This is a genomic window from Haloarcula taiwanensis (assembly GCA_002844335.1).
In the GTDB taxonomy this organism is placed as follows: domain Archaea; phylum Halobacteriota; class Halobacteria; order Halobacteriales; family Haloarculaceae; genus Haloarcula; species Haloarcula taiwanensis.
Genome location: CP019154.1, coordinates 586,055 through 610,909, shown reverse-complemented (window position 1 = coordinate 610,909; position 24,855 = coordinate 586,055). Strand labels below are relative to the sequence as shown.

Here is a 24,855-nt window from a genome sequence, read left to right as displayed (position 1 = left end):
GGACTCAAACAGTTGTGGTTAGTCCTGCCAGTCCGGGTTCGGTCTGGGCGGGCTGAACACGTCGATGCCGCGGACGGGCTCCTCGCCGTCGTTGCGCGCCTCGTGTGGTTCCTCGCTCGGGACCACGTAGGAGTCTCCGGGGCCGATGACGTACTCTTCGCCGTTGACGTGGAAAGTGAAGGTCCCTTTCACGACGTAGCCGACCTGCTCGTGGCGGTGGCTGTGTTCCGGGACGGCCGCGCCGGGTTCGATATGGAACTGCTGGACACTCATCTGCTCTCCGACGGCCAGCTGTGTCAGATGCACGCCGTCGACTGCTTCGACTGTCTCACAGGCCGCCTGTGGCACTTCTTCCATGCTCGGCTATGTCAGGTCCACCGCACCTAAGCCTTCGTCCCCCGGCATCGGACGTCGGTGGATTCAGTACCGTCCGGCCCCGATCGGGGGGTATGTACGCGGTCGTCGGGTGTAGCAATTGTAGCGCGCTGTGGGTCACCGAGGGGCGGCCGGAGACGACGCAGTGCCCGCGGTGTGGCACGCGCCGGAAACACCAGAAGCGGCGGAAGTTCGTCGAAACGGACGACGAGGCCCACGCTCGCGAGATCCGGGCGTCGATGCTGGCGAACCGGCAGGGAGAGGGCGACGCCTTCGCGGAACTGGACTCCTACGCCGAGATGGAGCGACAGGTCGGCGACGCGGGCGTGGACGACGAGACGTATCTCGAAGATTCGGGAGTCGACACTGACGCCGTGTCGGCGGCCGCCGAGCGCGTCGAACAGGGGGCGGCCAGCGGGTCGAGCCGCAAGGAGACTGTCCTGAGCGCGTTGCGGAACCTTGACCAGCCCACCGAAGGCGATGTGGTGGCTTACGCCGAGGAGCGTGGCGTCCCGGCGTCGTACACCCGGAAAGCGCTGCAGAAACTGGTTCGGGCGGGCGAGGTATCGGAGAGCCGGGGGAAGTACCGGCTGCTATGACCGCGACGTTAGATCTGGAGCCCGGCCCGGTCGCAGTCGGGATTCTTGTCGGTCTCTCGGGACTGCTGTTTCTGCTCACCCCGGTCGTTGAGCCAGTTGCCGTGGGTTCACTACAGGTGAGCACGGTCGCGCTCTCGGCGGTCGTCTTGACGCTCGGGTTCGCGCTGGGGACGGTCGTGTTCGCCCACCGAGGCCAGCGACTGTTCGCAATCGCCCACGGTATCTTTGCCGTGGCGTGGGCGTTGCTTGTACTGGGTCCCCTACTCGGACAGGAAGCGCTCCTGCTCGCCGGCGTCGTCGTCCTCGTTGCGGGTGCCGGCTTTCTGGTGAGTCAAAGCCGGCAGTAAGAGCGCACTGACCCGAAAGCGGCACTACCGCCCGAGGTCGGCGTGCGCCGAGGAGAGGTGGCGCGAGGACAGCGCAGCAAGTAAGGAGAGTTCGCCGGCCAGCGCGCCGGCAGCGATGACTTCCGCGAGCGCGTCTGCGTTGCTCCCGGCGGGGTCGCCGCCGCCGGCGTAGCCAAGCACGTCCAGCGCCTCGGACTGGGTCGGCAGGCCCGTCCCGCCGCCGACGGTCCCGACCTCCAGCGACGCGATGGTAACGGAGGCGTACAGCCCGTCCTCGCGGGCGTCGACAGTGGTGATGGCGTTGCTCCCCTCGACGACCTGTGCGATATCCTGCCCGAGCGCGAGGAACGCGGCGGCGACGACGTTGGCGGCGTGGGCGTTGAACCCCAGCGCGCCGGCCTTCGCCGAGCCAACGAGGTTCTTGCGGGTGTTGGCCTCGACGATAGCGTCGGAGGTCGTATCGAGCCGGTCCTCGACCTGCTCGTGGGGAATGAGCACGTCCGCAGCGACGGTCCGACCGCGCCCCTCGACAGCGTTGATAGCGGCGGGCTTCTTATCGGAGCAGAGATTGCCCGACAGCGCGACGAGGTCAGCCGGCGTTTCGGACTCGACGACCTCGCAGGCCGCCTCCGTCGCGATGGTTGCCATGTTCATCCCCATCGCGTCTTTGGTGTCGTAGGAGAACCGCAGGAAGACGCTGTCGCCGACGACGTACGGTGTCACGTCCTGTAGCTCGCCGTGGCTCGTGGTCGACTCGGCGGCGTCAGCCAGAGCGTCGACGTGTTCGCGGACCCAAGCTGACACTTCGCCGGCCTCGGCCACGTCTTCGACGCGGAACACCGGCGCGCGGGTCATCCCGGACTTGAGGACGCGAGCGGTCGCGCCGCCAGCGTTTCGAATCGTGGAGACGCCGCGGTTGACGGAGGCCAGCAGCGCGCCCTCGCTGGTCGCCAGCGGGAGGTGGTGGTCGCCCTTGGCGGCCCCGCCGTCGACCGGGAGGGGGCCGACCACGCCCATCGGGACCTGCGCCGCGCCGACCATGTTCTCGATGTTGCTCTCGGCGTCGGCAGCGTCGAAGGTGTAGTCGCCGACCGCCGAGAGGTCCGCGCCGGTCTCCTCGGCCAGCAGGTGTCTACGGGCCGCTGCCGCGGTGTCGGGATCGGCGTGGTCTTCCAGTTCGTAGAGCCGCAACTCACCGTCACGAACGCGCTCTGCGAGCGCCGTAGCCTCGGAGTCGGTCATACTGACCGGTGTGGCTTCGGGGCTCCTAACAGTTGCTCTTGGCGGGCCAAGCGTTTTGCAGTCGCCGCGCCCGGAGTCTGTATGGTCGACCGCGTATTCACGAACTGTGAGGTGCGACCGCTGTCCGGCGACGAGCCGGCGTCCGCGGTTGCAGTAGCGGACGGCACGGTTACCGCCGTCGGCGACCCGAACGAACTCTCGACGGCGGGTGCCGAGACCGTCGACTGCCGCGGCGGCGTCTTGCTGCCCGGTTTCGTCGACGCCCACACGCATCTGGACATCGTCGGCCGGCGTGCAGTCGAGGCGGACCTCGCCGGGGCAGACGGCCCGGCCGACTGCATCGACCGGCTGCTGGCGGCTGACGGCGGCGAGGGTTGGATTCTGGGCTTTGGCTACGACGAGAGCGACTGGAATGGCGACCTGTTGCAAGCGGCGACGCTTGACCAAGTAAGTACCAAGCGCCCCGTTGCGGCCGCGCGAGAAGACATCCACACGGTATCGGTGAACCACGCCGCGCTGGACGTACTGGACCTACCCGACGACGGCGTCCGGACCGAGGACGGAGCCCCGACAGGCGTACTCGTCGAGGAAGCCGCCGAGGCCGTCTTCGACGCTATCGCGCCCGACTACACACAGACCCGGGAGTATCTGCTGGCCGCGCAGGAAGTGGCGCTCTCGGAGGGAATTACCGCCGTCCACGACATGGTGCGGCAGTCACACGCCCCGCGAGTGTACCGCGACCTAGACGCCGAGGACGCACTCTCGCTGCGGGTGCGGCTCAACTACTGGGTCGATCACCTTGATTCGGTCAGGGAACTCGGTCTGGTGACGAACCACGGGAGCGACCGGGTCCGGACGGGCGCGATCAAGACGTACATCGACGGGTCGCTCGGGGCCGGAACCGCGCGGCTCCGGGACCCCTACGCCGACAGCGATAGCGTCGGCGAGTGGCGGACGGCTCCGGATGCTCTCCGGAGACTCGTGTCAGAAGTCGACGACGCGGGCCTCCAGTTCGCCGCCCACGCCATCGGCGACGCGGCCATCGAGGCACTGCTTTCGGCCGTCGAGTCGGTCGACGCCGAGAGCGAGCGCCACCGCGTCGAACACGCCGAGGTCCTGACCGGTGACCTGGTGGAGCGGCTGGCTGCATCGCCGCTGGTCGTGTCATCCCAGCCGAACTTCCATCGGTGGGCAGCGCCCGGTGGCCTGTACGACGAGCGACTCGGCGAGCGCCGCGCGCAGACGAACCAGTTCCGCGACCTCGTTGATGCCGGCGCACAACTGGCCTTCGGGAGCGACTGTATGCCGCTCTCACCGCTGTATGGCGTCCAGCAGGCCGTGACCGCGCCGGAACCGAACCAGCGGCTGACGGTCGACGAGGCACTGCGGGCGTACACCAGCGGTGCCGCGTACGCGGGCTTCGACGAGGACCGGATGGGCACGATTACGCCGGGCTCGGTCGCGGACTTCGCCGTGCTGACGGCCCCCCCGTGGGCGGTGCCTGGCGGCGAAATTTCGGATATCGCAGTTACGTTGACTGTCAGCGACGGTGACGTAGTGTTTGACGCCAGCGACTGACTCGAACAGACAGCGATGTCGAATCAACCTTTTTCGTCACTCAATAACATACAACATGATTCGGCAATGCGGAATATAGAACCGGATTGGTCGCCAAATCCGGATATAAAAAATTGATGGACTACCAATACCGGAAACGGAATTATAGTTGCCACCAATTTTGCTAACAGAACTTAGTTGGCCACCAATACTGTAAATACAATTCTTTCCACCACCAACTTGCTTCTTTGAAGATAAAATGTTTTCACGAAGTAGTTCCGAAGTGTGAGTACCCACAGGTGGATACATCGTGCCCGAAATGGAAACCGCCGCGTTCGAGACAGATCTCAGCCTCTTCAAGTACGACAACCTCGAGCAACTCCCGTCAACGTATCGGGATCTCGAGGCAGACGAGCGGACCGAGCGCATCGAGAACGCGCTCGATACCCTCGGCGACGACGTGGTCATCCTCGGCCATAACTACCAGCGCCGGGAGATAGTCGAACACGCCGACTTCATCGGCGACTCCTACCAGCTCTCGAAGGAGGCCGCCGAGTCCGACGCCGACTACGTGATTTTCGGCGGCGTGACGTTCATGGCCGAATCCGCGGACATCATTACGGACGACGACCAGACCGTGATTCTCCCGTCGATGGAGGCCTCCTGCCCGATGGCCGGCATGGCCGAGGCGCTGCAGGTCGATGCCGCGTGGGCGGAGCTGACCGCGGCCCTGGACGACGACGAAGAGATAATCCCTATCACGTACATGAACAGCTACGCCGACCTGAAGGCCTTCTGTGCCGAGCAGGGCGGGCTGGTCTGTACCTCATCGAACGCGCACAAGGCCTTCGAGTACGCCTTCGAGAAGGGCGACAAAGTCCTGTTCCTGCCCGACAAGCACCTCGGCGAGAACACAGCTCACCGACTCGGCATGGCCGACGAGACTGTCGAGTGGGACCCATGGGACGTCGAAGGGACCGACGCCGCCGACGCCGTCGAGAACGACGTCATCCTCTGGGAGGGGTACTGCCAGGTCCACGAGCGGTTCCGCGAGCACCACATCGAGTCCGTCCGCGAGGACTACCCCGACGCGAACGTCATCGTCCACCCCGAGTGCCGCCGCGAGGTCGTTGAGGCCGCCGACGTGGCCGGCTCCACGTCGACCATCTGTGAGTCTGTCGCCGAGGCCGACGCCGGCGAGACGTGGGCCATCGGCACCGAGATACACCTCACGCACCACCTCCAGCGGTGGCACCCTGAGGTGAACGTCGTGCCGCTGTGTGGCGATGCCTGTATGGACTGCAACGCGATGCGGCAGATCGACCCGAACTACCTCGCGTGGGTGCTGGAGGAACTGGTCGACGGCCGCGAGCGAAACGTCATCGAGGTCGCGCCCGAGGAGAAGGAACTGGCACAGGTCGCGATGGACCGGATGCTGGAGATCTAACCATGACGGACGACCCGATTACGACGGACGTGCTGGTCATCGGTTCCGGTATCGCCGGGCTGGCGGCGGCGCTCGCCGCGGCCCGCGAAGGCGACGACGTGACGCTCGCCACGAAGGCCACCCGCCCCGAAGGGTCCTCATCCTGGTGGGCACAGGGCGGCATTGCCATTTCCCGGGATACACCCGAGGAGTTCAAAGAAGACATCATGGCCGCTTCGGACGGCACTGCCGACCCCGACGCCGTCGACGTGCTAGTCGAGAACGCCAACGAAGCTGTCGAGGACGTGCTGCTGGAGACGCTGGACGTTGAATTTGACAGCGTCGAGCCACGCTCGACGGGAGCGGACGAGCGGGCGTCGGAGACGCCCGTGAGTCAGGATGGGTTCGACTTCACCCGCGAGGCCGCCCACAGCGAGGACCGCATCCTCCACGTGGACGCCTCAACGGGCAAGCACATTCACGTCCCGTTTCTGAACTACGTCGACGACCACGACCGCGTGGAGATTCTGGACGACACCGCCGCGCTGGAACTCATCCGCCACGAGGGCCGCGTTCACGGCGCGATGCTCGAATCCGACGGCGAGGTCGACCCCTACTTCGCCGGCAGCGTCGTCCTGGCGACCGGCGGTATCGGCGACCTCTACCCGCGGACGACGAATCCCGATAACACCACCGGGGACGGCATCGGCATGGCCGCACTCGCCGGGGCCGAGGTCGAGGACATGGAATACGTGCAGTTCCATCCGACCGCATGCGTACAGGAAGGCGGCGAGCGTGACGGCGACGTGGCCTTCCTCGTCAGCGAGGCCGTCCGCGGTGAGGGCGGCCTGCTCCGCAACGGCGACGGGGAGCGGTTCATGCCAGACTACCACGCCGACGCCGAACTCGCGCCCCGCGACGTGGTGGCCCGGGCAGTCAAAACAGAGCGAGAGGTCACCGGCGAGGTCACGCTGGACGTCTCGCCACTCGATTTCGCAGAGGAGTTCCCCGACCTCGCACAGCGCTGTGAGGACCACGGCGTCGACTGGACCGAGGGAATCCCGGTCGCCCCTGCCGAGCACTTCCTCTGTGGCGGCATCTCCGTCGACGACCGCGGCCGGACGACGCTTGACCGACTCTACGCCGTCGGCGAGTGCTCCCGGACCGGCGTCCACGGCGCGAACCGACTCGCCAGTACGTCCCTCCTTGAGGGACTCGTCTGGGGTCTGCGCGCCGGCGAAGACGCGGCCGGGGCCGAACCGGAGCCCATCGAAGCGCCGGAACTACTGGAACGCGACCCGGACCTGCCCAAGCGGTTCGCCAGCGACAAGTTCCAGCGGCTGACCCGGGTGATGGACGACTATGTCGGCGTCGTGCGCGACCCCGCGGACCTCCAGCGCGCGATGGCCGTCCTCCGCCGGCTCAAGGGCGAAGTGGATGCGTACGTCCGCACGCGTACCAGCCGCTCGCTGTACGAACTCCGCCACGCCAGCGTCACCGCCCTGTTGATCGCGCGCCACGCCGCCGAAAACGAAGAGAGCGTCGGCACGCACAATCTCGTGGACGCGAGCGAGGACCCGCCGGAGTCCACAGCCGACTGATGCTCGCAGACAGCGACATCGAGCGATGGCTCCGGGAAGACGTGGGCCACCACGACGTGACCAACGACGTGCCCGGCACGACTGAGGGACGACTGGTAGCCAAGGAGTCCGGCGTGGTTGCGGGTCTCGACGCTGCCACTGCAGTGTTCGAGTATCTAGACTGTGCGGTTGAGACAGCGGTCGACTCCGGGGCTGCCGTCGACGCCGGAGACGTGGTGCTTCGCGTCGACGGCCCCGCGCAGTCGGTGCTGCGCGGCGAACGCGTCGCGGTGAACGTCACCGGCCACGCCTCGGGCGTGGCAACGAAGACCCGGGCCGCCGTCGATGCGGCGGCATCGGCTGCGACGAATTCCACGCCCCGCATCGCCGGCACGCGAAAAACGACCCCCGGACTGCGCGGCGTCGAGAAGCGAGCGGTAGCGGCCGGCGGCGGCGACACCCACCGGCTTGACCTCTCACACATGGTGATGGTCAAGGACAACCACATTGCCGAGCTGGGACTTGTCGAGGCCGTCGAACACTTCCGCGAGCGGGTCTCCTTCGCCACGAAACTCGACGTAGAGGTCGAAGCTCCGGCAGATGCACCGCGAGCCGCGGAAGCCGGCGCAGACATCGTCTTGCTGGACAATATGGCCCCCGCCGAGACCGAGCGCGCGGTCACCCTCGTGACGGCAGCCGACGCCGATGCACTCACGGAGGCCAGCGGCGGTATCACAGTCGAGGACGTGCCGGCGTACGCCGAAACGGGTGTGGACATCATCTCGATGGGGGCGCTGACCCACTCCGCGCCAACGCTCGATTTCTCGTTCCGAACGGGCTGAAGCGATCAGTCCGGCCGACTCGACGAGGATTCGGTTCTGAGTTCGTGCGGGAGTTCGAGTTGCTTGATACCGGCTCGGTCGTCGATTCGGAACCGGTACAGCGCCGTCGCCTCCGTCTCGGCCGCGCGTTCGAACACGTCTGGCTTCCAGGAGGTGTCAATCTGTTCTTCGATTGCTCTGCGTTCGTCGTCGGGGATGCGCTCGATGGAACCCGTCAGCAGGACGCTGCGCCAGTTGAACGTCGTCTCGATGTCGTAGACGAGAAACCGGGCAATAGCAGCGTCGTCGCTCGCCGTCACTTTCCGGCTGTCGGTACCGAGGACGTAGACGAAGTAGAGCGCGGCGTCGCCGTCGTACCAGAAGCTGAGCGGGCGCAGTAGCGGCGCGGAGTCGGTCGGGACACCGAGCACGCCGACGCTTTTCCGTTCGAGGGTCGTTTCGATGTCCTCGCTGTCCATCTGGAGCATCCCGAAATCTTCCAGTTCGGCAACTGTCATGTCTCCGATTGTCGGCAGGTGATGATAAATCCACAGGGCAGTGGCGCAAACTGTCGATACCGGGGCGTCGCGTCCGGCCACCCGGTGCTTTTGTGTGGTCACGACGCATCCCTACCCATGCCAGACGCAGTCCGTCGGTGTCCCGAGGACGGCTTCTTCGAGGGCGACACGTGCCCGGTCTGTGACAGAGGAGGCAGCCATGTTCTCGACGGTGGACGGCGACGACAGCTCTCGAAGTTCGTCTCGGGCGCGCTCAGGCATTTCCCCGAGGATGCAGGCATCGAAGTAGACGAAGCGGGGTGGACGACGTTCGATTCCCTCCGCGTCGCAGTCGAGCAGAAGTACGACTGGGCCGATGGTGAGGCACTGGCCGGCGTTCTCGCCACGGACCCGAAAGGGCGATTCGAGCGGACGGGAACCAGTGACGAGTCGAGCGCGGCAGCCGCTGGCGGCCGGGTCCGGGCGGCGTACGGGCACTCCGTCGGCGTAACTCTCGACGCGACCGACGACCCCGTACCGGCGACGCTGTACCACGGAACCGCCCCGCAGAACGCCGATTCGATACGCGAAGCCGGGCTCAAGCCGATGGGCCGCCAGCGAGTCCACCTCTCCGAATCCGCCGCAACAGCCCGCGAGGTGGGGCGTCGCCACGCCGCCGACCCTGTCGTGTTCGTCGTCGACGCCGCGGCGATGCAGGCCGACGACCGGCGGATTGTCAAGCGCGGGACCGAGACGTACACGACTGCCCGCGTGCCACCGCAGTATCTCTCACTGGTCGAAAACTAGCGTGATTGCGCCGCCCGCTACTCGACCAGCGGCGTCCCGGTCATCGCGTCCGGCTGGTCGATACCCATGAGCATGAGCATCGTCGGCGCGAGGTCGGCCAACGTCCCGCCGTCGCGTGCAGTCCGTCCGCCAGCGGTCCCGTCGGGAGACAGATAGATGAAGGGGACGGGGTTGGTCGTGTGGGCCGTGTGCGGGTCGTCTTCGGTCCCCATGTCGTCGGCGTTCCCGTGGTCGGCACAGACCAGCACGTGCCCGCCGGCGGTCTGAATCGCCTCGACGAGGCGGCCCAGTTGCTCGTCGACGGCCTCAACGGCGGTCACCGCCGCGTCAAAGTCGCCGGTGTGGCCGACCATATCGGGGTTGGCGAAGTTCAGGACCATCGCGTCGGGGTCCTCGGTCTCGATGAATTCAATGGCGGTGTCGGCCAGTTCCGGCGCGCTCATCTCGGGCTGGAGGTCGTAGGTCGCCACGTCGGGACTGTCGACAATTTCGCGGCTCTCGCCGTCGAACGCGACCTCGCGGCCGCCGTTGAGGAAGTACGTGACATGGGGGTACTTCTCCGTCTCGGCCAGCCGAATCTGCGTCTTTCCGGCTGCAGAAAGCACCTCGCCGAGCACGTCCTCGGGCTGGTTCGGCGGGAAGGCGACCGGCAGGTCGAACGTCTCGTCGTACTGCGTCATCGTCACCACCCGGGTGTCCGGCGGCTCGGTGTCGGCCCCCCAGGCGTCCGGGCGGATATCGCCGAGCATTCGGGTGAGCTGCCGGGCGCGGTCCGACCGGAAATTGAAGAAGACGACCGCGTCGCCGTCTTCGAGGCCAGCGTGGTCGCCGACGGTCGTCGGCTCAATGAACTCGTCAGTGGTGTCGCGGGCGTACGACTCGGTGGCCGCCGTGACGGCGTCGTCGGCGTGGTGGTCGCCCTCTCGATGGACGATGGCGTCGTAGGCCCGGCGGGTCCGCTCCCAGTTCTGGTCGCGGTCCATCGCGTAGTACCGACCGCAGACAGTGGCCACGTGGCCCGTCCCGTGTGCCTCGGCGTGGGCTTCGAGGTCGGCAAGGTAGCCCTCACCGCCGGTCGGCGAGGTGTCACGACCGTCGGTGAAGGCGTGCGAGACGGCGTCGGTCCCGCGCTCGCCGGCGAGTTCGATGAGCGCGTGGAGGTGGTCCTGATACGAGTGGACGCCGCCGTCCGACACGAGGCCCATGAAGTGGACCCGGCCGCCGTGGTCCTCGGCGTACTCGAAGGCCGACAGCAGCGTCTGGTTCTCGAAGAAGGGCGGGTCCTGTGCGGCGTCGTCGGGCGGCGATTCGCCCCGGGAGCGCGCGATACTGTCGCTGACACGGGCGGAGTCCTGCTTGACGACGCGGCCGGCCCCGATGTTGAGGTGGCCGACCTCGGAGTTGCCCATCTGGCCCTCCGGGAGACCGACCCGGCGGCCGTGGGTTGCAAGCGTCGACGCTGCGCCTGCGTCTCGGTAGCGGTCGAAGTTCGGCGTGTCGGCGGCGGCGACGGCGTCCCGCACATCGTCGTCCGGGTTCAGCCCCCAGCCGTCCAGAATGATGAGTCCGACGTCCATACCCGGTGGGTCACGCGACCGGCGTAATACACTGTCGGTCAGCGCCGAACGTGACGGTCGATGATGCGAAATTCGGCAGTACTGGTGGTGCTATTCCCCTGCTATCGTTGCTGGTATCGGGAACCCTGAAATTAAGAGGGTGGCCCGCCTTCGGTCGGGCATGACTCGGAACATCCTCTCGGACGATCTGGCCGACGCAATCGTTACGACGGCCCGGACAGCGACAGGCGACTCGCTTCGCTCAGTGACGTATTTCACACGTGCGAACTTCGAGCAGCTCTATCTTCGGGACGACCTCGAACAGGACGCCGACCTCAACGACTTCGTCGGCCACGAGTGGCAGGGGTACAAGCAGACGAAAAACGCCTACCAGGAGTCCGAACTGGGCGACTACCGTTTCACCGTCCGTGCGTTCTCGAACGGCTACCTCCTGCGGGCGACGACCGAACGCCAGGGCGTGCTCATCACCACGGACGGCCTGACGATGCAGTCCTACGAGGAGATTGCCGAGGCCATCGAGCGCCTGCTTCGCGAGGAGTCGGGCAAGGAGTAACCACCGAATTGGCGAGTGACCAAAGGGTTATGTCCGTCCCGGCGAACCCACGGGCATGACGCTGGACCCGGTGCACGTCGACGGCATCGCCAAGCTCGCCGGGCAGGTGCGCGAGACCGTCGAGACGAGCGACCAGGAGGCGGCCGCCGAGGAGGTGTGGGACAGTTTCCTCGACCCGCTGTGGCAGGACGGAACGAAGATTCTGGAGCCACTGGACGAGCAGCGCCGCCGGAAGGTTCCCATCGAGGACATCGCGCTGGTGGACCCGCCGTTCCCGACCCAGCACGGCCTGGACTCGGGGACGATCAATCCGACGACGTTCAAGAACGGACTGGTACTGGACGTGGCACAGGCGGCGATGGGCAGTGTGCCCTCGGACATCGAACTCCACCGGGGCCGGACCATCATCATGGCCGTGCACTCGAACGACGCGACACTGGGGTTCGGCGGCGAGTGGCAGGGTGGGGACCGCGGTTACGCCAAGCGACGGGTCCTCGACGTGCCACAGGTCGACCGCTACGAACAGCGGGTCGTCCACGCCCTGGCGCTGTACCTCGCAGAGAGCCAGCACGCGCTGACAAACGCCGATGTGGTCGAGGACCTGTTCATCCTCGATGGCCCCATCTACCCGACCGGCGTGCTCCGATGGGCCGACCGCGACACTGAACTGGCCGACCTGCTCGCGGAGGACGACCGGCCGAAGACGGTGGTAAACAACTACGTCGACCTCGTCGAGCGGTTCGTCGAGCGGGACGTTCCGATGGTCGGGTTCATCAAAAACTCCTCGACGAAGGCCCTTACGCGGGCCCTCCGCCGAAAAACGAACGCCCCGTGGGTGAACGACACCGCTTTCTTCCGCCGGATACTGGAGCGCCGTGACGATGGGGGCGACCGGCAGACCGGCTGTCTCACTGCGACAAACTGGTTCCGCTCGCGGGGCGGCACCGACGGCATCATGGCCGCCGACGGCGACGCGCTGGGCATCGAGCGGTCGCTCGACCCCGAGGCCTACGAGGTGACGTTTTTCGTTCTCTACGACCCCCGGTCCGACCTCGTGTTCCGCGTCGAGGCCCCCTATGCCTTCACCAAGGACCCGGAGTGCCGGGCCAAGCTCACGCGGCAGATACTCCACGACGTGGCCCGAGAGCAGGGGCCGCCACTGGCTATCGGGAAGGCCGACGAGCTCGCCAAAATCGACCGGCAGGGCAGCGAGGAACTCACCCGCCGCATCGAGCGGACGTTCGAGACTGACCGCGAACGAGAGTACAACGATATCCGGTGGGGCGCCGTCGAAGAATCGTTCTGAAGTGGCTAGTCGCGGCGGGCCAAGACGATAGCGTAAAGCAAGACAAGGAGACCGACGAGTTCTGTGAGAGTGCCCGGAAGGGGAAACACCATTCGCGGGAGGACCTGCACGGCACTCAGGGTAACGAGGTACGAGACGAAGGTGAGGAGGCTGATTCCGATAGCCAGTGCGAGCATGGAGCGGGTCCGCCGTCGGCGGTAGCCAACGAGCGCCAATGCAGCGATGAGCAGTCCGACCCCGGTCTGTGCGAGGTGGAACGCGGTGTTCACGGTAACCCACGTGTCGGCGGAGAGGCCGGCAACCTCCATTAGAGCCCCTCCCAGAGGTCTACCAGCGCATCAGCGAACTCGTGTGTCTTTGACTCGACGGAGAGACTCACGTCGAAGGTCCCTTCGGTGAGGCGTACGGTGAGTTCGTCCATCTGTGCATCGTACACGTCGACGTGGTGCCCGTCATCCGCAATTTGCGTTCGAGCAGTGACGAGGCCGCAGTCCTCAAGCGCGCCGAGACGGCGATACACGGTCGAGAGTGACATGTCGCAATCGTTGCTGAGTTCAGTTGCAGTCATCGGTCTGTGACTCGTGGCTGCAAGGAGTGCGCGAGCGTATTCGTCATCGAGGAGGGCAAACACCTCAGTCGGGGACGGGTCCTCGGCCACGCGCAGTGGGTTCACCCGGCACCGTGGTATAACTCACCGGTCGTTCGCTGACTCAGAAAACGGACGGGGCTTCCGACAGGCCCGTGCAGCTATGCCGTCTCGGCCTGCTGGACAGTGACATCCACTGTCTCACCGGCGACGCCGAGTCGGGCGAACTGGGTTCGGACGTGTTCCTTGGCCGCGTCGATGGCCGCATCGCGCGTCTCGAAGCCGCGGGGCATCGGGGACTCGAAGGCGATTCGGATCTCGCGGTCGCCGATGGACTGGACCTGACCGCCGCTTTCGACCTCGTAGAAGGCGTCACAGACCCAGACGTAGGGGGTCCCCTCGTCCGGCGCGCCGTTGAACTCGGGCGGCTCCTCGCCCGGTTCGTACAGCGTCCCGGTCAGCGCCGTCCCGCCTGCCGTCCCCCGAATAAGCAACATACTCACATGTAGGGACCCCAGCGGCAAAAGATTCTCCCCCGGCTCAGGGTCGGCAGTCGACCACGACGGGCAAGTGGTCGGAGCCGTAGTGGTCGTCGTCGCGGTCGGCGATGACCGCCCTGGTGTCGACGGCCACGTCCTCGGTAACGAACACGTGGTCGATGCCCATCTCGGGGAGCAGGTCGTGGAAATCGGTCCGGCTGGTCGTCGGCCCGTGGGTGACGGTCGCTGTGTCGCGGGCGTCAACGAGATTTCGGCCGTCGGGGAGTTCGTGGCCCGTAGCGCGCTCGTAGGCCGGCTCGCCGACCACGCAGTTGAAGTCACCCATCAACACCGCGGGCGCGTCCCGAGCGACGGAGTCGAGATGGTCGAGCGCCAGTTCGATTCCCTCGGTCCGCGCGGCGGTCCCCTGATGGTCCAGATGCGTATTCAGGCACAGCAAGTCCTCACCGGTGTCGCGGTCGCGGAGACGCGCCCAGGTTGCTACGCGGGGATAGGCGGCGTCCCAACCGACGCTACTCGGCTTGGCCGGCTGTTCGGAGAGCCAGAACGTGTTCGTGGCCGCGCAGTCGAAGCGGTCGGTCCGGTAGCCGATAGCCGTGTGCTCCCCGCCGGCGTCGACGGGGTCACGCGGATCACCGACCCACTCGTAGCCGTCCAGCAACACCTCTAGCTCCCGAAGCTGGTGGGCCATCGCCTCCTGCAGCCCGATAATAGCGGGGTTGTGATACTGAATTATCCCCGCGACCAGCCGCCGCCTGTGGGGCCACCCGTCTACCCCATCTCCGGCGGTGTCGTACCGCACATTGAAAGACATCACCCGCGTCGGATTCATATGCGTTCGTTGACAGCCACCGGGGTAAGGTTTCACATTCATACCGCTGGGGAAAGGTGTTAATCCCCGGCTACCCTGAACTGGAGTATGTCCGACCTCGGGGATTTCACTGATTTCGACGGCGACGACGCGGCGGCCGACGACGAGGCCGCACAGTCGTCAGAGACGACCGACGACGGTGACCGGGCTGTCGACGCGACAGAGGGCACCGACCCGACAGCACCAGCTGCGGATGCCGACTTTGAAGAGATGGACGTGACACCGGCGGGAACAGACACCGGCCTCGGTGTCCTCTCGGCAGCGAGCGGCCTCCGAATCAGCGAGGAAGCAGAGGAAACGGTCCTGCGGGCGTATGTCACCGCGCGGAACCGCTCGCGCCTGCGCATCGGAATGTATCTGCTGGTCCCGTACCCCGACGGCGAGCGGCTGTTCTGTCGCATCAAGGCCCTGGAGTACGCACAGGAGTTTCACGCCGACGACGCGACCGAAATCCACGCCCGGCGGGCGATGCGCGAGCGGGGCATCGACGAGCGGGACTTCAAGTTCATCGCGGAACTGGAGCCGGTCGCGGTGCTGTACAGCGACGGCGCGACGTCGGAGACGTCGCAAGCAGCCGGCGGTGCCGGCGACAGCGGCGACCTCAAGCGGCGGATGACAGACCGGGTGCCAAAACCCGAAACCGTCGTCCGGGAGGCCACCGACAAATCCGAGATCAAAACCGGTCTGAAGATTCCCGAGGACGGTGTCTTTCTGGGCCATCTCGCCGTCGGCGGCGAAAAGGTCCGCACCGCCGCGGAGCCGCCGACCATCGACTACCGGCTGAAAGACGACTACGACGCCGGTGACCCGCTCGTGTTCCGGCACACCCTCGTTGCCGGCGGGACGGGGTCCGGGAAGACTCACAGTTCCAAGAACGTCCTCCGGCAGTACCTCGGGCGGACTTACGAGATGGGCGACGGCCGGACGCCCGAACTCGCCGTCGTCCAGTTCGACCCCCAGGACGAGTACGCCCAGATGCACGACGACAACCCCGCGATGACCGACGAATTCGAGCGCCGCTGTGAACGGGAGGGCGTCGCCTACGGCGGCCACGACGACACCATCGCGTTCGTCCCGAAGGTCGCGGGGGCCGACTACAACGCCAGCCACCACCGCGCCGAACAGGTGGAGTTCACCATCCCGTTCTCGCTCGTCCACGACAACCCCTGGCTCATCGCCGGCTCCAGCCTGAACGACAACCAGTACGGCGCACTGGTAAACACGCTGCTCCCGCGGTTCGAGCGCCAGTACGGCGAGAGCGGGACCTACAGCGACTTCCGGACCTTCCTCGGAGACCCCGCGCTCAAGGAAGAACTGGACGAGGCGGGTGACGTCCACGAGGCTACGTTCGACGCCGTCAAGCGCCGCGTCCAGGGCTTCAGCGCAGTCTTCGACCAGGACGCCCGCCCCATCACCGACCAGATTTCCCAGTTCGTCCGCGACGGCGGCCTGACGGTCATCCCGACGTACCACATCACCGATTCCCGGACTGCATCGACCATCGTGCTGGCCGTCTCCAGCCTGCTCATCGACCAGAAACTCTCGAACGACCCCGACTACGACCGTATCAAGGAGACGCCGCTCGTGCTGGGGATGGACGAGGCCCACAACTTCCTCACCGACGCCGACAGCGTCCAGGGCCGCAAGGTCATCGGGAAGTTCACCGAGGCCGCCAAACAGGGCCGGAAGGAGCGTCTCGGCCTGTATCTCATCACGCAGGACCCGCAGGACATCGCCGACCCGGTGTTCAAGCAGATCAACACGACGATGGTGCTCAATCTCGGCGACGAAGACGCCATTTCCGCGGTGAACATCCCCAGCAATCTGGAATCGAAGGTCCCCTACATGGAGAAAGGCCAGCGGGTCGTCTACTCGCCCGACAACTCCGAGCCGGTGGAACTCATCGGCCTGTCGACCTGTGTGACTCGCCACGGGCGGGACTGAGAGACCCCAGACCAACGCGCCGATTGCAGGGGGCCGAAGATTCAAATCGGCCCCAGCGGAAGTGGTCGTATGGCGAAGCGAATCCTCGTTCCGGTCGATAGCTCAGATCAAGCATCAGTTGCCTGTGAGTTCGCAGCCGAGGAACACCCGGACGCGACCATCGTTCTCTTACACGTCATTAATCCCGCAGAGGCCGGCTACAGCGCGGAGGCATCGATCCCCTCCTTCTCCGAGGAGTGGTACGAAAAACAGAAAGCCACAGCAGAGAGCCTGCTCGACGAGCTTGAATCGGAAGTGACCGAGGCCGGTGTCGACTCTGTCGAACACGTCATCGAGGTCGGACGACCGACGAAGGTCATCGTGGAGTACGCGGACGACCACGACATCAACCAGATTATCATGGGGAGTCACGGCCGCTCGGGGATGTCCCGCATCCTGCTGGGCAGCGTTGCCGAAATCGTCGTCAGACGGGCATCTGTGCCTGTAACCGTCGTCAGATAGCGCTACGAGTGTCGGACGATATGGACGTCGTACTGCGGGTCTTCGGACACCGGTGAGCCGACACTACAGACCGGCGTCGACACCCGTCCAGCGTTCTCACTGCCGATGAACACGATGGAGGCCCCCTCCTCGTGAGCGACTTCTCTGATCGTCCGAGTGATATCCGTCGTCGTTGACGCCATCGAACTCACGTCTTCCGGGACCTCGTAGCGGAACGACGCCGTCGGGGCGACCGACTCAGCTTGCTCTCGCATCCGGTCGGCGATAGCTTCGACGTCGAACTCCTCGGTGTCGTCGACCCAGCCCTGTTCACGCGCGTATGCCGCATCGTTCGGAATAACAGACAGTGCAGTGATATCCTCGTCGCGGTAGCCCGCGAACTCCATCGCCCGCGTTAGCGCGGCTTTCGACAGGGCCGAGCCGTCAAAGGGCACGAGTAGTACCATATCCCACCTGTCGCCCGGTTGTGATTTATTGGTTCCGCAAGCTGGTGTGATTGCTGAGGATTAGTGCTGAAGTCGACACATCGCAGTCCCGCGGTAAGCCGAGCGAATACCCCGGCAAGGTGTCTGTAACTAACTGTGTTGAGTGTGACCAATGGCCATGGAGTCGCTCGAAGATACACTCAGATATCCAATGGAAGACGACGACTGGACCGTAACCATCCTCATCGGCGGCGTCCTCAGCCTGCTCTCGTTCCTCGTCGTTCCAGTCATACTCGTGTACGGTTATCTCGTGCAGGCGGTCCGCGAACGGGCCGACGGAGCGACACAGCCACCGGCGTTCGAAGACTGGGGCGAACTGCTCGTTGACGGGCTCAAGGCCTGGGCCATCAGCATCGTGTACATGCTCGTCCCGCTCGTCGTGTTCGGGGTGACCGTCGGCGGCAGCCTGTTCGCGATAGCAACCGGGACCCGTGCCGGGGCGGGCGCGGGCCTGGCCGGCCTCTTCGGCGGGCTGGCGATATCGTTCGTCCTGTCGCTGGTGTTTGGCTACGTGGCGACGGCAGGCATCATCCACTTCGCCTGTACCGGCGAGTTCGGAGCCGGGTTCGATTTCGGGACGTTGCGGACGCTGGTCCTGTCCCCGGAGTACGCAACACCGTGGCTGGTCTCGATTGCGCTGTTCATCGCCGTCAACGTCGTGGTGAACTTACTCAACGTGATTCCGTTCCTCGGTTCGCTCGTCGCTGTAATTCTCAGTCCGTTCGCCACCTTCTACGTGCTGGTCGTGGCGACGGACCTCTGGGCTGGTGGCTACAACGCGGCTCTCGACGACCGTGACGAACCGGAGTCGGTCGGAACGGCGACGGCTTAGAAGATGTTTGCCTGCTGGTAGACCGAGATCCCGTCGTTCGTTATCTCGTAGGGTTTCGTCTCCCGCGAGTGGTTCGCGTTCCGTATCTTCTGTATCTCGACGGCGAGTCGCGTCTCGCCGGTGTCGGACCGGACGTACTGCAGGATGAACACGGCGTCGGTCAGGTATTCGATGATACCGTGTCTGGACGCGAAGGGGTTGCTCTCGCTGGCCTCAGAGACGAGCATCGTCGTCACGCCGGCCTGTTTCAGCGACCGGGTGAAATCGAACACTTCGGTGCGTCTCCGGGACTGGTCGTCGTACATCATCTCGAGCAGCGAGACGGAGTCGAGTACCAGCCGGTCAGCGCCGAACTTCTCGATGAGCGCCGGTAGCTCACCACGAATGTTGTCAAGGCTATTTGCCATCTCGACCGGGTCAAGATCGACGATTGCTAGCTGGTCCTGTTCTTCGTACTCTTCGAACCCCCAGCCGCGGTCGCCGGCGGTGTCCAGTATCGCGTCGTGAGACTGTTCAAGCGTCAGAAACACCGCGTTCTCCCCGTTCTGGAGGCCGTGGTGAAGGAACTGGAGCCCGAACGTCGTCTTCCCGGTTCCGGCCGAACCGATGGTGACGATGAGGTGACGCTGTGGGACCCCACCCTGAATCATCTGGTCGAGACCCTCGATACCGATGTCGACCCGCGGGATGTCGGACTCGAACTCCGCCTCGAAGTCGCTGCCGCTGTCACCGTCACCGCTGCCGGCAGACTCGAACGCGGTGGCGAAGTCGTCGTCAAAGAGTCCGCCGCTGTCGTCGCCGGAGGACTCGACATCGGCGGACCCACCCTCACTGTTGAAAGGGTCTCCACTGCTGTCGTCGAACGGGCTGCTCTCCCCGCCAGACGCGGTGCCACCGTCGTCAGCAAACGGACTGCTATCACCACTGCGCTCGCCGTCGTCGCTATCGCCCTCAAACGGCCCGGTGTCGGTAGATGCCGATTCCGCGGCGTCGCTCTCGGATGGTGTCGCCGAAGCGTCGTCGGCCTCCACCGGTCCGCTGTCGCCGTCCTCGTCGTCCAGTGCGCTTTCGAACCAGTCGTCGTCGGACTTGTCGTCCTCGCTCATACGCACGACCACCAGCCACACGAACGGCTCATGGAAGGGGATACGCGTCGGGACGGATATAAGTGCCGTCGTAGAGGGTTTATATACGGTCGGCGGGAACGTCCGGCAATGACTGTCGGGATCGTCGCGCAGCGGGACAACGACCGGGCCATGTCGCTTGCGAGTACACTGTGTGACCGACTGCGCGCCACGTCGGCGGCCGTCGTCGTGGACGAAACGACGGCCGGCGCGTTAGGCGACCACGACGCGTGGGAGGCTGCTGTGCCTGATTCGGCCCCAGTCGAGGAGATGTCCGCCTGTGACCTCGTCGTGAGCATCGGCGGCGACGGGACCTTCCTGTACGCGGCCCGTGGCGCGGGGTCGACACCGATACTGGGCGTCAATCTCGGTGAAGTCGGCTTTCTGAACGCTATCGCACCCGAAGAAGCCGTCGAGACGGTTGTCGCGGAGGTCGAACACATCCAGAAGACCGGCAGCGCCCGGACACGGGCCAAGCCGCGGCTCCAGGCCAGCGGCGACGAGTGGGAGCTCTCGCCGGCGCTGAACGAAGTCGTCGTCCAGGGCGAGCGCCGCGGCCACGGCGGCGGGGCCACGCTCGACGTGTACGTCGACGACTCGCTGTACACGTCCGGCCACGCCGACGGCGTGCTCGTGGCGACACCCACCGGCTCAACGGCGTATAACCTCAGCGAACGCGGCCCGCTCGTCCACCCCGACGTGGCCGGTCTCATCATCACGGGGATGGCAGACGAGATGGGGACGCCGCCGCTGGTCGTCGACGTTGACAGCGAAATCGCCATCGAACTCACGGACGCCGACAGCGGCGTCGTCGTCAGTGACGGGCGAGTGAGAAAAGACGTAGTGCCGCCGGAGCGAATTACAATCTCGCGTGCGGGCGAACCGGTCCGGCTTGCCGGACCCCCGCTTGACTTTTTCACCGCACTGGACAAGTTGGCCTAACGCCGACCGACGGCGTACAGCACCGGCGCGAGGACGAGCAACACCAGCCCGAACAGTTTGTACTGGAACGCCGACGCAAGGACGCTCCCGCTGTTTGGTTCCATCGCCGACGCCGGCGTAATCACGAGCAGTGCGCCCAGCGCAATCGTGTGTAGCCCCAGCATCCGGAGCGACCGTTGCGGGAGAATTGCGACGAGCCCACCGACAAAGCCGAGTAGCAGGACATCACCGATGGTGTAGTTCAGCAGGAAACTATCGATGAGTTGCAGCGGTGACGCGAGCATTCCTATCCAGAATCTCGCCGGGATGGAATCTTTAAAGTTCCGTTACGCCGCCGACGTGCGGGCGGCGTTCGGCCGTTCAATCCCCCGCTGTCCCCAGCGGTGTAAGCAGGAGGTAGCCGCTGGATGGGGCACCAGCCGTCCGCAGTCGAAACTGCCTCGGTTCGTCGGGTGCCGTCGAGAGGGCGACGACATCAAGGTCAGCTGTGCTGACCGTCTCGGCGTCCACTTCATCGATACCAGCCACGAGCAGTGCTTCCGAAAGGGCTGTCCCGTTGAGCCGGTCGGACGGCACGTCGAACGCGGTCCCGAACGCGTCGTTTGCCGCACGCACGACCGGGCCGTGACCTTCATCGGCGAAGTACAACACCGGGTCCGGATGCCCGTCGAAGAGGTCGACCGGCTGTGGCTCCGGTGTTTGCTTGGCATCTGCCGACACTGTCATCGTTTCGTCGGTCGTCTCGCCGGGCGAGTCAGTCACCAGAAGGTAGGAGACGCCGCCCAGTCCGCCGCCAAGCGCCAGACCGAGGCCGACAGTGACCTGTTTCGAGAGCCCGAGTGAGAACACTGACTGCACCACCAGCGCGACGGTGGCGAGCACGACCGCGCCTGCCCCTATCCAGCCGACCACGGCCGCGAGGCTGCCAAGACGGTGTCGACCGCCTGTGTCCGCCGACGACTTGCTCATCGGTTCAGCTTCAATGGGCCAGCAATTAACGCTTTTCGAGAGGCGGCTGCCGATAAAACATATACAGTTGCCAGCCCTAGAATGGTTTAATATTGTGTCCAGAACTACAGGTGGGCCGCCGCGAGTACTCGTCGTAGACGACGAACACGATGTCGCCGACACGCAGGCCCTGAAACTCGGCGAGCGATACGAGGCGACTGCCGTGTACAGTGGCCAAGCAGCACTCGACGCTGCCGGCCCGAAGTTCGACGCTGTGTTGCTCGACCGACGAATGCCCGACGTACACGGTGACGACGTACTGTCACAGTTGCGTGAGCGGGGCTACGACGGCGTCATCATTATGCTGACCGCGGTCGATGCCGACCTGAACATTCTGGAGATGCCCTTCGACGACTACCTTCAGAAGCCGGTCGACCAGTCGACGCTCCTGTCGACGCTCGATCAACATCTCGACAGGCCTCAGGAAGACGACAGACTCGACGAGTACTTCCGGATTTCGTCGAAGCTCTCCGTGCTGGAACGGGAAAAGTCCGCGTCACAACTGGAATCGAGCACCGAGTATACGGAGCTGAAAGAGCGTGCCAGAGAGCTGGAGTGGGTGCTGCAAGCCGAGAACGATGATTTCGAGGAGTTGAAAGAGACGTACCAGTCTATCTGCCGAAGCTAAACGCCGAGAAGCAGCGTCTCTTCGATGTACTCGTCGATAGTGTCCCGAATCTCGGCGACAGGGTTGTCGTTGCGTGTTGCGCTCTGAAGAATCACACCGTCGAGTATCGTGATCATAAACCGCGAAACTGTCTCGGGATCGACATCGGCGAAGACCCCCTGTTCGATGCCGTCCTCGATGATCTGTACGAGTTGCCGGGTGAACAGTTCGTCTGTCTCAGTGAACTTTTCGCGGAAGTCCGGGTTCTGGACGGCCTGGGCGCGCATCTCGACGTACGAACCGAGCACGGCGTTCTTTTCCGGCGTTTCGACGCAGTCGGGAAAATCGTCGAGAACAAGGCTGACAAACGTCTTGATGTCCTGCTCGGGGTCGCCGGTCGATTCGATCTGAAAGATGCGGTTAAATTCCGTGAGGATGAACTCCTGAAACGACAGCAGGAGGTCCTCCTTGCCATCGAAGTGGTGATAGAACGTCGATTTACTGAGGTCGGCCTCGTCCGCGATTCGCTGTATCGAAAGTCCGGCATACCCGTATTCCCGGAGGGCGCGGAACGTGGCTCGCATTATCGCCTCGTGCGAGTCCGCCGGCTCCCCGGCAAACGGAATTCCATCACTCATCCCGACCGAATATTCGTTCGGGCTGTAAATATCTTCCCACTGTTACTGAACCACAACGTTGATAGGCGACCGAACGTTCGTTCGATGTACACGGTTCGGGCGGGAGTCTGCACAGACGTATGTGGGTACATATCCCGACTACCCAGACATGACGTCCGCTCCGGACAGAAACAACGACAAGAAATGTCCGAAGTGTCCCTACGCATGAAACCACGAACATTACTGACGCTGGCTGTTGTCGCATTGCTCATGGCGTCCGGAACGGCGATCGGCGCCGTGACCGGGAGTCCCGACTTCGACGCAACGTTCGTCGATAACACCGTTACGCCCGGTGAAGAAACAACACTCGACGTTGTGCTCGTCAACAGCGGGACGGTCGACTCCGGTCCGACATCACAGGCCGTTCGGAGCAGCGAAGTAACGACCGCTCGCGGGACCACAGTCAAAGTCAACGACGGAGACGCCCCGATTACGGTGACAACGAGCAAGCAAGCCGTCGGGTCCGTCCCGGAAGGGAAGACACAGCCCATTTCATTCGACATCAGCGTCGATGACGACGCAAGTCCCGGCGACTACACCGTCCCTGTCATCGTCGAATACGAGTACACGAGCTATATCTCCGAAAACGACGGGGCACGAGACGAAGAGACAACGACGAAACGGATCGAACTCGAACTCGAAATCGACGACGACGCGGCTTTCGACGTGGTGGACGTCGACTCCGGCGCGCGCGTCGACTCGGTCGGGACGGTCGCGGTCACCGTCGAGAACACTGGTGACGAACCGGCCCGGGAAGCCTCGGTAACGCTGGAATCGACGAACCCTGAACTCACAGTCGGTAGCGACACCAGTAGCTCCCGGTTCATCGACACCTGGGAGGCTGGTGAACAGCGGACGCTCCGGTACCGCGTCGGTGCGAGCGGTGACGCCAGAGCCGAACCGTACCAGTTCGACCTTCAGGTCGACTTCGACGACACGGACGGGGTACGAAAGAGTACGTCCGCCTCCTCGCTCGGTATTACGCCTGCCCGCGAGCAGACGTTCAGCGTCCGGGGCGTCGACAGTGACGTCGCCGTCGGGGATTCGGGGACCTACAACGTCACGCTCCACAACGACGGGCCAGTGGCTGTCAGAGATGCCACGGTCTCCCTGCGCTCACAGAGCAGCGAAATCGCCTTCGGCGAGTCCGACTCCGCCGAGCAGTACATCGGGACGTGGGAACCCGGAGAGACTCGCACCGTCAGCGTTGACGCGTCCGCCAGCGAGGATGCGTCCGTCAGAGGCTATGCGATCTCAGCCACGGTCGGCTACAAGGATCCGGAGGGCGACAGCGGCGCTGACGACGATATCGCACTCGGAATCCGGCCAGAGCCCGAACAGTCCTTCGAGTTAGGGGACGTTGAATCGACACTTCAGGCGGGCGACGACGGGACCATCGAGGCGTCACTCACCAATACTGGCGACCGAACGGTTCGGAACGTCGTCCTAAACTGGGCCAGCGACAACGACAACATCTCGCCAAAGGAGACCCAGTACGCGGTCGGCGATCTCGGACCGGGCGAGTCGGCGACCGTCTCGTTCGACGCCGAAGTGTCGGACAACGCGAACGCCGGCCCGCGGCAGTTCGACTTCGTCGCCAACTACCGTAACAGCGAGGGCGACAGCCGCGAGAGCGATACGCTCGAAGTCCGGCAGAGCGTCGGCGGCAGCGCCGACGAGTTCATCGTCGAGACGACGAACGCGTCTGTCAACGTCGGCGGGTCGAACACGCTCGAAGTGACGATCACCAACGACGCGGGCGAGCGGCTAACCGACATCGAAGCGAAGCTGTTCACTGAAGACCCCATCTCAGTGTCGGATGACCAGGCGTACGTCGAGAGCCTCGACCAGGGCGAGTCAGCGACCATCGAGTTCGGTATCAGCGCGAGCGGTGCCGCGATGACGAAGAACTATCCCGTCTCGCTCGACTTCCAGTACGAGGAGCCGGACGGAGATACGCCGGTGTCCGACACGTACCGACTGCCCGTCTCTGTGACCAACTCCGGCGGTGGCAGTTCGCCACTGACCGCGATTATCGGCGTCGCGCTCGTGGCCGCCCTGGCCATCGGCGGCTACTTCAGATTCCGCTAA

28 protein-coding genes are annotated in these 24,855 nt (G+C 64.7%); 15 read left to right on the top strand and 13 right to left on the bottom strand.

The window, feature by feature from the left end:
• Nucleotides 1-18: 18 nt before the first annotated feature.
• A complete protein-coding gene (locus tag BVU17_03160) occupies nucleotides 19-357 on the bottom strand; it encodes a cupin (protein AUG46566.1) in 339 nt (112 codons plus the stop codon).
• A gap of 92 nt (nucleotides 358-449) precedes the next feature.
• Here BVU17_03160 and BVU17_03155 point away from each other — a divergent pair, with 92 nt between their 5' ends.
• Together BVU17_03155 and BVU17_03150 are read left to right on the top strand one after the other, a co-directional pair.
• Nucleotides 450-974 carry a replication protein H gene (locus BVU17_03155; protein AUG46565.1) on the top strand — a complete coding sequence of 175 codons (525 nt, stop codon included), beginning with the start codon at nucleotides 450-452 and terminating at the stop codon, nucleotides 972-974.
• The gene (locus tag BVU17_03150) at nucleotides 971-1,321 is read left to right on the top strand and encodes a hypothetical protein (GenBank protein ID AUG46564.1); all 351 of its coding nucleotides are present in this window, start codon (nucleotides 971-973) and stop codon (nucleotides 1,319-1,321) included. The genes BVU17_03155 and BVU17_03150 overlap by 4 nt, the downstream gene beginning before the upstream one ends.
• A gap of 24 nt (nucleotides 1,322-1,345) precedes the next feature.
• Here the strand turns inward: BVU17_03150 and BVU17_03145 are convergent, their stop codons facing one another.
• On the bottom strand, nucleotides 1,346-2,563 hold the full coding sequence (locus BVU17_03145; GenBank protein AUG46563.1) for a hydroxymethylglutaryl-CoA reductase (NADPH): 1,218 nt from the start codon (nucleotides 2,561-2,563) through the stop codon (nucleotides 1,346-1,348).
• Nucleotides 2,564-2,644: 81 nt separating this feature from the next.
• Between BVU17_03145 and BVU17_03140 the strand changes: the two genes are divergently transcribed.
• The 4 genes from BVU17_03140 (at nucleotide 2,645) to BVU17_03125 (ending at nucleotide 7,968) form a co-directional block, all read left to right on the top strand.
• Complete coding sequence (locus BVU17_03140; GenBank protein ID AUG46562.1) at nucleotides 2,645-4,141, top strand: amidohydrolase; 1,497 nt, start codon at nucleotides 2,645-2,647, stop codon at nucleotides 4,139-4,141.
• 289 nt (nucleotides 4,142-4,430) lie between these two features.
• A complete protein-coding gene (locus tag BVU17_03135; protein AUG46561.1) occupies nucleotides 4,431-5,567 on the top strand; it encodes a quinolinate synthetase in 1,137 nt (378 codons plus the stop codon).
• 2 nt (nucleotides 5,568-5,569) lie between these two features.
• Entirely contained in the window at nucleotides 5,570-7,147 is a 1,578-nt protein-coding gene (locus BVU17_03130) for an aspartate oxidase (protein ID AUG46560.1), read from the top strand.
• Nucleotides 7,147-7,968 (top strand): nicotinate-nucleotide diphosphorylase (carboxylating), encoded by an 822-nt coding sequence (locus BVU17_03125; protein AUG46559.1) that lies wholly within the window; start codon nucleotides 7,147-7,149, stop codon nucleotides 7,966-7,968. Before BVU17_03130 ends, BVU17_03125 begins: the two co-directional genes overlap by 1 nt.
• Nucleotides 7,969-7,973: 5 nt before the next feature.
• Here the strand turns inward: BVU17_03125 and BVU17_03120 are convergent, their stop codons facing one another.
• Complete coding sequence (locus tag BVU17_03120) at nucleotides 7,974-8,465, bottom strand: pyridoxamine 5'-phosphate oxidase (protein AUG46558.1); 492 nt, start codon at nucleotides 8,463-8,465, stop codon at nucleotides 7,974-7,976.
• Nucleotides 8,466-8,582: 117 nt separating this feature from the next.
• On the opposite strand from BVU17_03120, the gene BVU17_03115 reads away from it, so the two are divergent.
• The gene (locus BVU17_03115) at nucleotides 8,583-9,251 is read left to right on the top strand and encodes an RNA 2'-phosphotransferase (GenBank protein ID AUG46557.1); all 669 of its coding nucleotides are present in this window, start codon (nucleotides 8,583-8,585) and stop codon (nucleotides 9,249-9,251) included.
• Nucleotides 9,252-9,268: 17 nt separating this feature from the next.
• Here BVU17_03115 and BVU17_03110 read toward each other — a convergent pair whose 3' ends face one another.
• Nucleotides 9,269-10,828 (bottom strand): phosphoglycerate mutase (2,3-diphosphoglycerate-independent), encoded by a 1,560-nt coding sequence (locus tag BVU17_03110; GenBank protein ID AUG46556.1) that lies wholly within the window; start codon nucleotides 10,826-10,828, stop codon nucleotides 9,269-9,271.
• 160 nt (nucleotides 10,829-10,988) lie between these two features.
• Here BVU17_03110 and BVU17_03105 point away from each other — a divergent pair, with 160 nt between their 5' ends.
• Nucleotides 10,989-11,381, top strand: a complete 393-nt coding sequence (locus BVU17_03105) for a hypothetical protein (protein AUG46555.1) — start codon at nucleotides 10,989-10,991, stop codon at nucleotides 11,379-11,381.
• A gap of 55 nt (nucleotides 11,382-11,436) precedes the next feature.
• Nucleotides 11,437-12,687: a nuclease gene (locus BVU17_03100; GenBank protein ID AUG46554.1), complete on the top strand. Its 1,251-nt coding sequence runs from the start codon at nucleotides 11,437-11,439 to the stop codon at nucleotides 12,685-12,687.
• Nucleotides 12,688-12,692: 5 nt separating this feature from the next.
• On the opposite strand, the gene BVU17_03095 is transcribed toward BVU17_03100, so the two are convergent.
• The 4 genes from BVU17_03095 to BVU17_03080 all read right to left on the bottom strand — a co-directional run bounded on the left by BVU17_03095 (nucleotide 12,693) and on the right by BVU17_03080 (nucleotide 14,605).
• A complete protein-coding gene (locus BVU17_03095) occupies nucleotides 12,693-12,995 on the bottom strand; it encodes a hypothetical protein (GenBank protein AUG46553.1) in 303 nt (100 codons plus the stop codon).
• The gene (locus BVU17_03090; protein AUG46552.1) at nucleotides 12,995-13,345 is read right to left on the bottom strand and encodes a transcriptional regulator; all 351 of its coding nucleotides are present in this window, start codon (nucleotides 13,343-13,345) and stop codon (nucleotides 12,995-12,997) included. The genes BVU17_03095 and BVU17_03090 overlap by 1 nt, the downstream gene beginning before the upstream one ends.
• Nucleotides 13,346-13,434: 89 nt before the next feature.
• On the bottom strand, nucleotides 13,435-13,770 hold the full coding sequence (locus BVU17_03085) for a hypothetical protein (protein AUG46551.1): 336 nt from the start codon (nucleotides 13,768-13,770) through the stop codon (nucleotides 13,435-13,437).
• A 43-nt stretch (nucleotides 13,771-13,813) separates the two neighbouring features.
• Nucleotides 13,814-14,605, bottom strand: a complete 792-nt coding sequence (locus BVU17_03080) for an endonuclease (protein AUG46550.1) — start codon at nucleotides 14,603-14,605, stop codon at nucleotides 13,814-13,816.
• An 87-nt stretch (nucleotides 14,606-14,692) separates the two neighbouring features.
• Here BVU17_03080 and BVU17_03075 point away from each other — a divergent pair, with 87 nt between their 5' ends.
• Both BVU17_03075 and BVU17_03070 read left to right on the top strand, forming a co-directional pair.
• On the top strand, nucleotides 14,693-16,588 hold the full coding sequence (locus BVU17_03075; protein AUG46549.1) for an AAA family ATPase: 1,896 nt from the start codon (nucleotides 14,693-14,695) through the stop codon (nucleotides 16,586-16,588).
• Between the two features lie 69 nt (nucleotides 16,589-16,657).
• The gene (locus BVU17_03070; GenBank protein AUG46548.1) at nucleotides 16,658-17,089 is read left to right on the top strand and encodes a universal stress protein UspA; all 432 of its coding nucleotides are present in this window, start codon (nucleotides 16,658-16,660) and stop codon (nucleotides 17,087-17,089) included.
• A gap of 2 nt (nucleotides 17,090-17,091) precedes the next feature.
• On the opposite strand, the gene BVU17_03065 is transcribed toward BVU17_03070, so the two are convergent.
• Nucleotides 17,092-17,535: a universal stress protein gene (locus BVU17_03065; GenBank protein ID AUG46547.1), complete on the bottom strand. Its 444-nt coding sequence runs from the start codon at nucleotides 17,533-17,535 to the stop codon at nucleotides 17,092-17,094.
• A 157-nt stretch (nucleotides 17,536-17,692) separates the two neighbouring features.
• On the opposite strand from BVU17_03065, the gene BVU17_03060 reads away from it, so the two are divergent.
• Nucleotides 17,693-18,406, top strand: coding sequence for a hypothetical protein (locus BVU17_03060; protein AUG48823.1), 714 nt, complete (start codon nucleotides 17,693-17,695; stop codon nucleotides 18,404-18,406).
• Here the strand turns inward: BVU17_03060 and BVU17_03055 are convergent.
• Nucleotides 18,403-19,512 (bottom strand): KaiC domain-containing protein, encoded by a 1,110-nt coding sequence (locus BVU17_03055; protein ID AUG46546.1) that lies wholly within the window; start codon nucleotides 19,510-19,512, stop codon nucleotides 18,403-18,405. The genes BVU17_03060 and BVU17_03055 overlap by 4 nt on opposite strands.
• A 108-nt stretch (nucleotides 19,513-19,620) precedes the next feature.
• On the opposite strand from BVU17_03055, the gene BVU17_03050 reads away from it, so the two are divergent.
• The gene (locus tag BVU17_03050; protein AUG46545.1) at nucleotides 19,621-20,472 is read left to right on the top strand and encodes an NAD(+) kinase; all 852 of its coding nucleotides are present in this window, start codon (nucleotides 19,621-19,623) and stop codon (nucleotides 20,470-20,472) included.
• Here the strand turns inward: BVU17_03050 and BVU17_03045 are convergent.
• Nucleotides 20,469-20,756, bottom strand: a complete 288-nt coding sequence (locus BVU17_03045; GenBank protein AUG46544.1) for a hypothetical protein — start codon at nucleotides 20,754-20,756, stop codon at nucleotides 20,469-20,471. The two genes, BVU17_03050 and BVU17_03045, sit on opposite strands and share 4 nt — an antisense overlap.
• A 76-nt stretch (nucleotides 20,757-20,832) precedes the next feature.
• Entirely contained in the window at nucleotides 20,833-21,441 is a 609-nt protein-coding gene (locus tag BVU17_03040; GenBank protein ID AUG46543.1) for a hypothetical protein, read from the bottom strand.
• 94 nt (nucleotides 21,442-21,535) lie between these two features.
• Between BVU17_03040 and BVU17_03035 the strand changes: the two genes are divergently transcribed.
• On the top strand, nucleotides 21,536-22,108 hold the full coding sequence (locus tag BVU17_03035) for a response regulator (GenBank protein AUG46542.1): 573 nt from the start codon (nucleotides 21,536-21,538) through the stop codon (nucleotides 22,106-22,108).
• Here BVU17_03035 and BVU17_03030 read toward each other — a convergent pair.
• Nucleotides 22,105-22,725 (bottom strand): transcriptional regulator, encoded by a 621-nt coding sequence (locus BVU17_03030; protein AUG46541.1) that lies wholly within the window; start codon nucleotides 22,723-22,725, stop codon nucleotides 22,105-22,107. The two genes, BVU17_03035 and BVU17_03030, sit on opposite strands and share 4 nt — an antisense overlap.
• 204 nt (nucleotides 22,726-22,929) lie before the next feature.
• Between BVU17_03030 and BVU17_03025 the strand changes: the two genes are divergently transcribed.
• The gene (locus tag BVU17_03025; GenBank protein AUG46540.1) at nucleotides 22,930-24,855 is read left to right on the top strand and encodes a sialidase; all 1,926 of its coding nucleotides are present in this window, start codon (nucleotides 22,930-22,932) and stop codon (nucleotides 24,853-24,855) included.

What these genes read in the sequence shown, in the direction of transcription:
- BVU17_03025 (AUG46540.1), top strand. Translation starts at nt 22,930, where the DNA reads ATGAAACCACGAACATTACTGACGCTGGCTGTTGTCGCATTGCTCATG.
- BVU17_03150 (AUG46564.1), top strand. Translation starts at nt 971, where the DNA reads ATGACCGCGACGTTAGATCTGGAGCCCGGCCCGGTCGCAGTCGGGATT.
- BVU17_03145 (AUG46563.1), bottom strand. Translation starts at nt 2,563, where the DNA reads ATGACCGACTCCGAGGCTACGGCGCTCGCAGAGCGCGTTCGTGACGGT.
- BVU17_03060 (AUG48823.1), top strand. Translation starts at nt 17,693, where the DNA reads ATGGAGTCGCTCGAAGATACACTCAGATATCCAATGGAAGACGACGAC.
- BVU17_03045 (AUG46544.1), bottom strand. Translation starts at nt 20,756, where the DNA reads ATGCTCGCGTCACCGCTGCAACTCATCGATAGTTTCCTGCTGAACTAC.
- BVU17_03075 (AUG46549.1), top strand. Translation starts at nt 14,693, where the DNA reads ATGTCCGACCTCGGGGATTTCACTGATTTCGACGGCGACGACGCGGCG.
- BVU17_03110 (AUG46556.1), bottom strand. Translation starts at nt 10,828, where the DNA reads ATGGACGTCGGACTCATCATTCTGGACGGCTGGGGGCTGAACCCGGAC.
- BVU17_03120 (AUG46558.1), bottom strand. Translation starts at nt 8,465, where the DNA reads ATGACAGTTGCCGAACTGGAAGATTTCGGGATGCTCCAGATGGACAGC.
- BVU17_03040 (AUG46543.1), bottom strand. Translation starts at nt 21,441, where the DNA reads ATGAGCAAGTCGTCGGCGGACACAGGCGGTCGACACCGTCTTGGCAGC.
- BVU17_03070 (AUG46548.1), top strand. Translation starts at nt 16,658, where the DNA reads ATGGCGAAGCGAATCCTCGTTCCGGTCGATAGCTCAGATCAAGCATCA.
- BVU17_03130 (AUG46560.1), top strand. Translation starts at nt 5,570, where the DNA reads ATGACGGACGACCCGATTACGACGGACGTGCTGGTCATCGGTTCCGGT.
- BVU17_03055 (AUG46546.1), bottom strand. Translation starts at nt 19,512, where the DNA reads ATGAGCGAGGACGACAAGTCCGACGACGACTGGTTCGAAAGCGCACTG.
- BVU17_03080 (AUG46550.1), bottom strand. Translation starts at nt 14,605, where the DNA reads ATGAATCCGACGCGGGTGATGTCTTTCAATGTGCGGTACGACACCGCC.
- BVU17_03065 (AUG46547.1), bottom strand. Translation starts at nt 17,535, where the DNA reads ATGGTACTACTCGTGCCCTTTGACGGCTCGGCCCTGTCGAAAGCCGCG.
- BVU17_03105 (AUG46555.1), top strand. Translation starts at nt 10,989, where the DNA reads ATGACTCGGAACATCCTCTCGGACGATCTGGCCGACGCAATCGTTACG.
- BVU17_03155 (AUG46565.1), top strand. Translation starts at nt 450, where the DNA reads ATGTACGCGGTCGTCGGGTGTAGCAATTGTAGCGCGCTGTGGGTCACC.
- BVU17_03115 (AUG46557.1), top strand. Translation starts at nt 8,583, where the DNA reads ATGCCAGACGCAGTCCGTCGGTGTCCCGAGGACGGCTTCTTCGAGGGC.
- BVU17_03100 (AUG46554.1), top strand. Translation starts at nt 11,437, where the DNA reads ATGACGCTGGACCCGGTGCACGTCGACGGCATCGCCAAGCTCGCCGGG.
- BVU17_03160 (AUG46566.1), bottom strand. Translation starts at nt 357, where the DNA reads ATGGAAGAAGTGCCACAGGCGGCCTGTGAGACAGTCGAAGCAGTCGAC.
- BVU17_03030 (AUG46541.1), bottom strand. Translation starts at nt 22,725, where the DNA reads ATGAGTGATGGAATTCCGTTTGCCGGGGAGCCGGCGGACTCGCACGAG.
- BVU17_03050 (AUG46545.1), top strand. Translation starts at nt 19,621, where the DNA reads ATGACTGTCGGGATCGTCGCGCAGCGGGACAACGACCGGGCCATGTCG.
- BVU17_03125 (AUG46559.1), top strand. Translation starts at nt 7,147, where the DNA reads ATGCTCGCAGACAGCGACATCGAGCGATGGCTCCGGGAAGACGTGGGC.
- BVU17_03085 (AUG46551.1), bottom strand. Translation starts at nt 13,770, where the DNA reads ATGTTGCTTATTCGGGGGACGGCAGGCGGGACGGCGCTGACCGGGACG.
- BVU17_03140 (AUG46562.1), top strand. Translation starts at nt 2,645, where the DNA reads ATGGTCGACCGCGTATTCACGAACTGTGAGGTGCGACCGCTGTCCGGC.
- BVU17_03095 (AUG46553.1), bottom strand. Translation starts at nt 12,995, where the DNA reads ATGGAGGTTGCCGGCCTCTCCGCCGACACGTGGGTTACCGTGAACACC.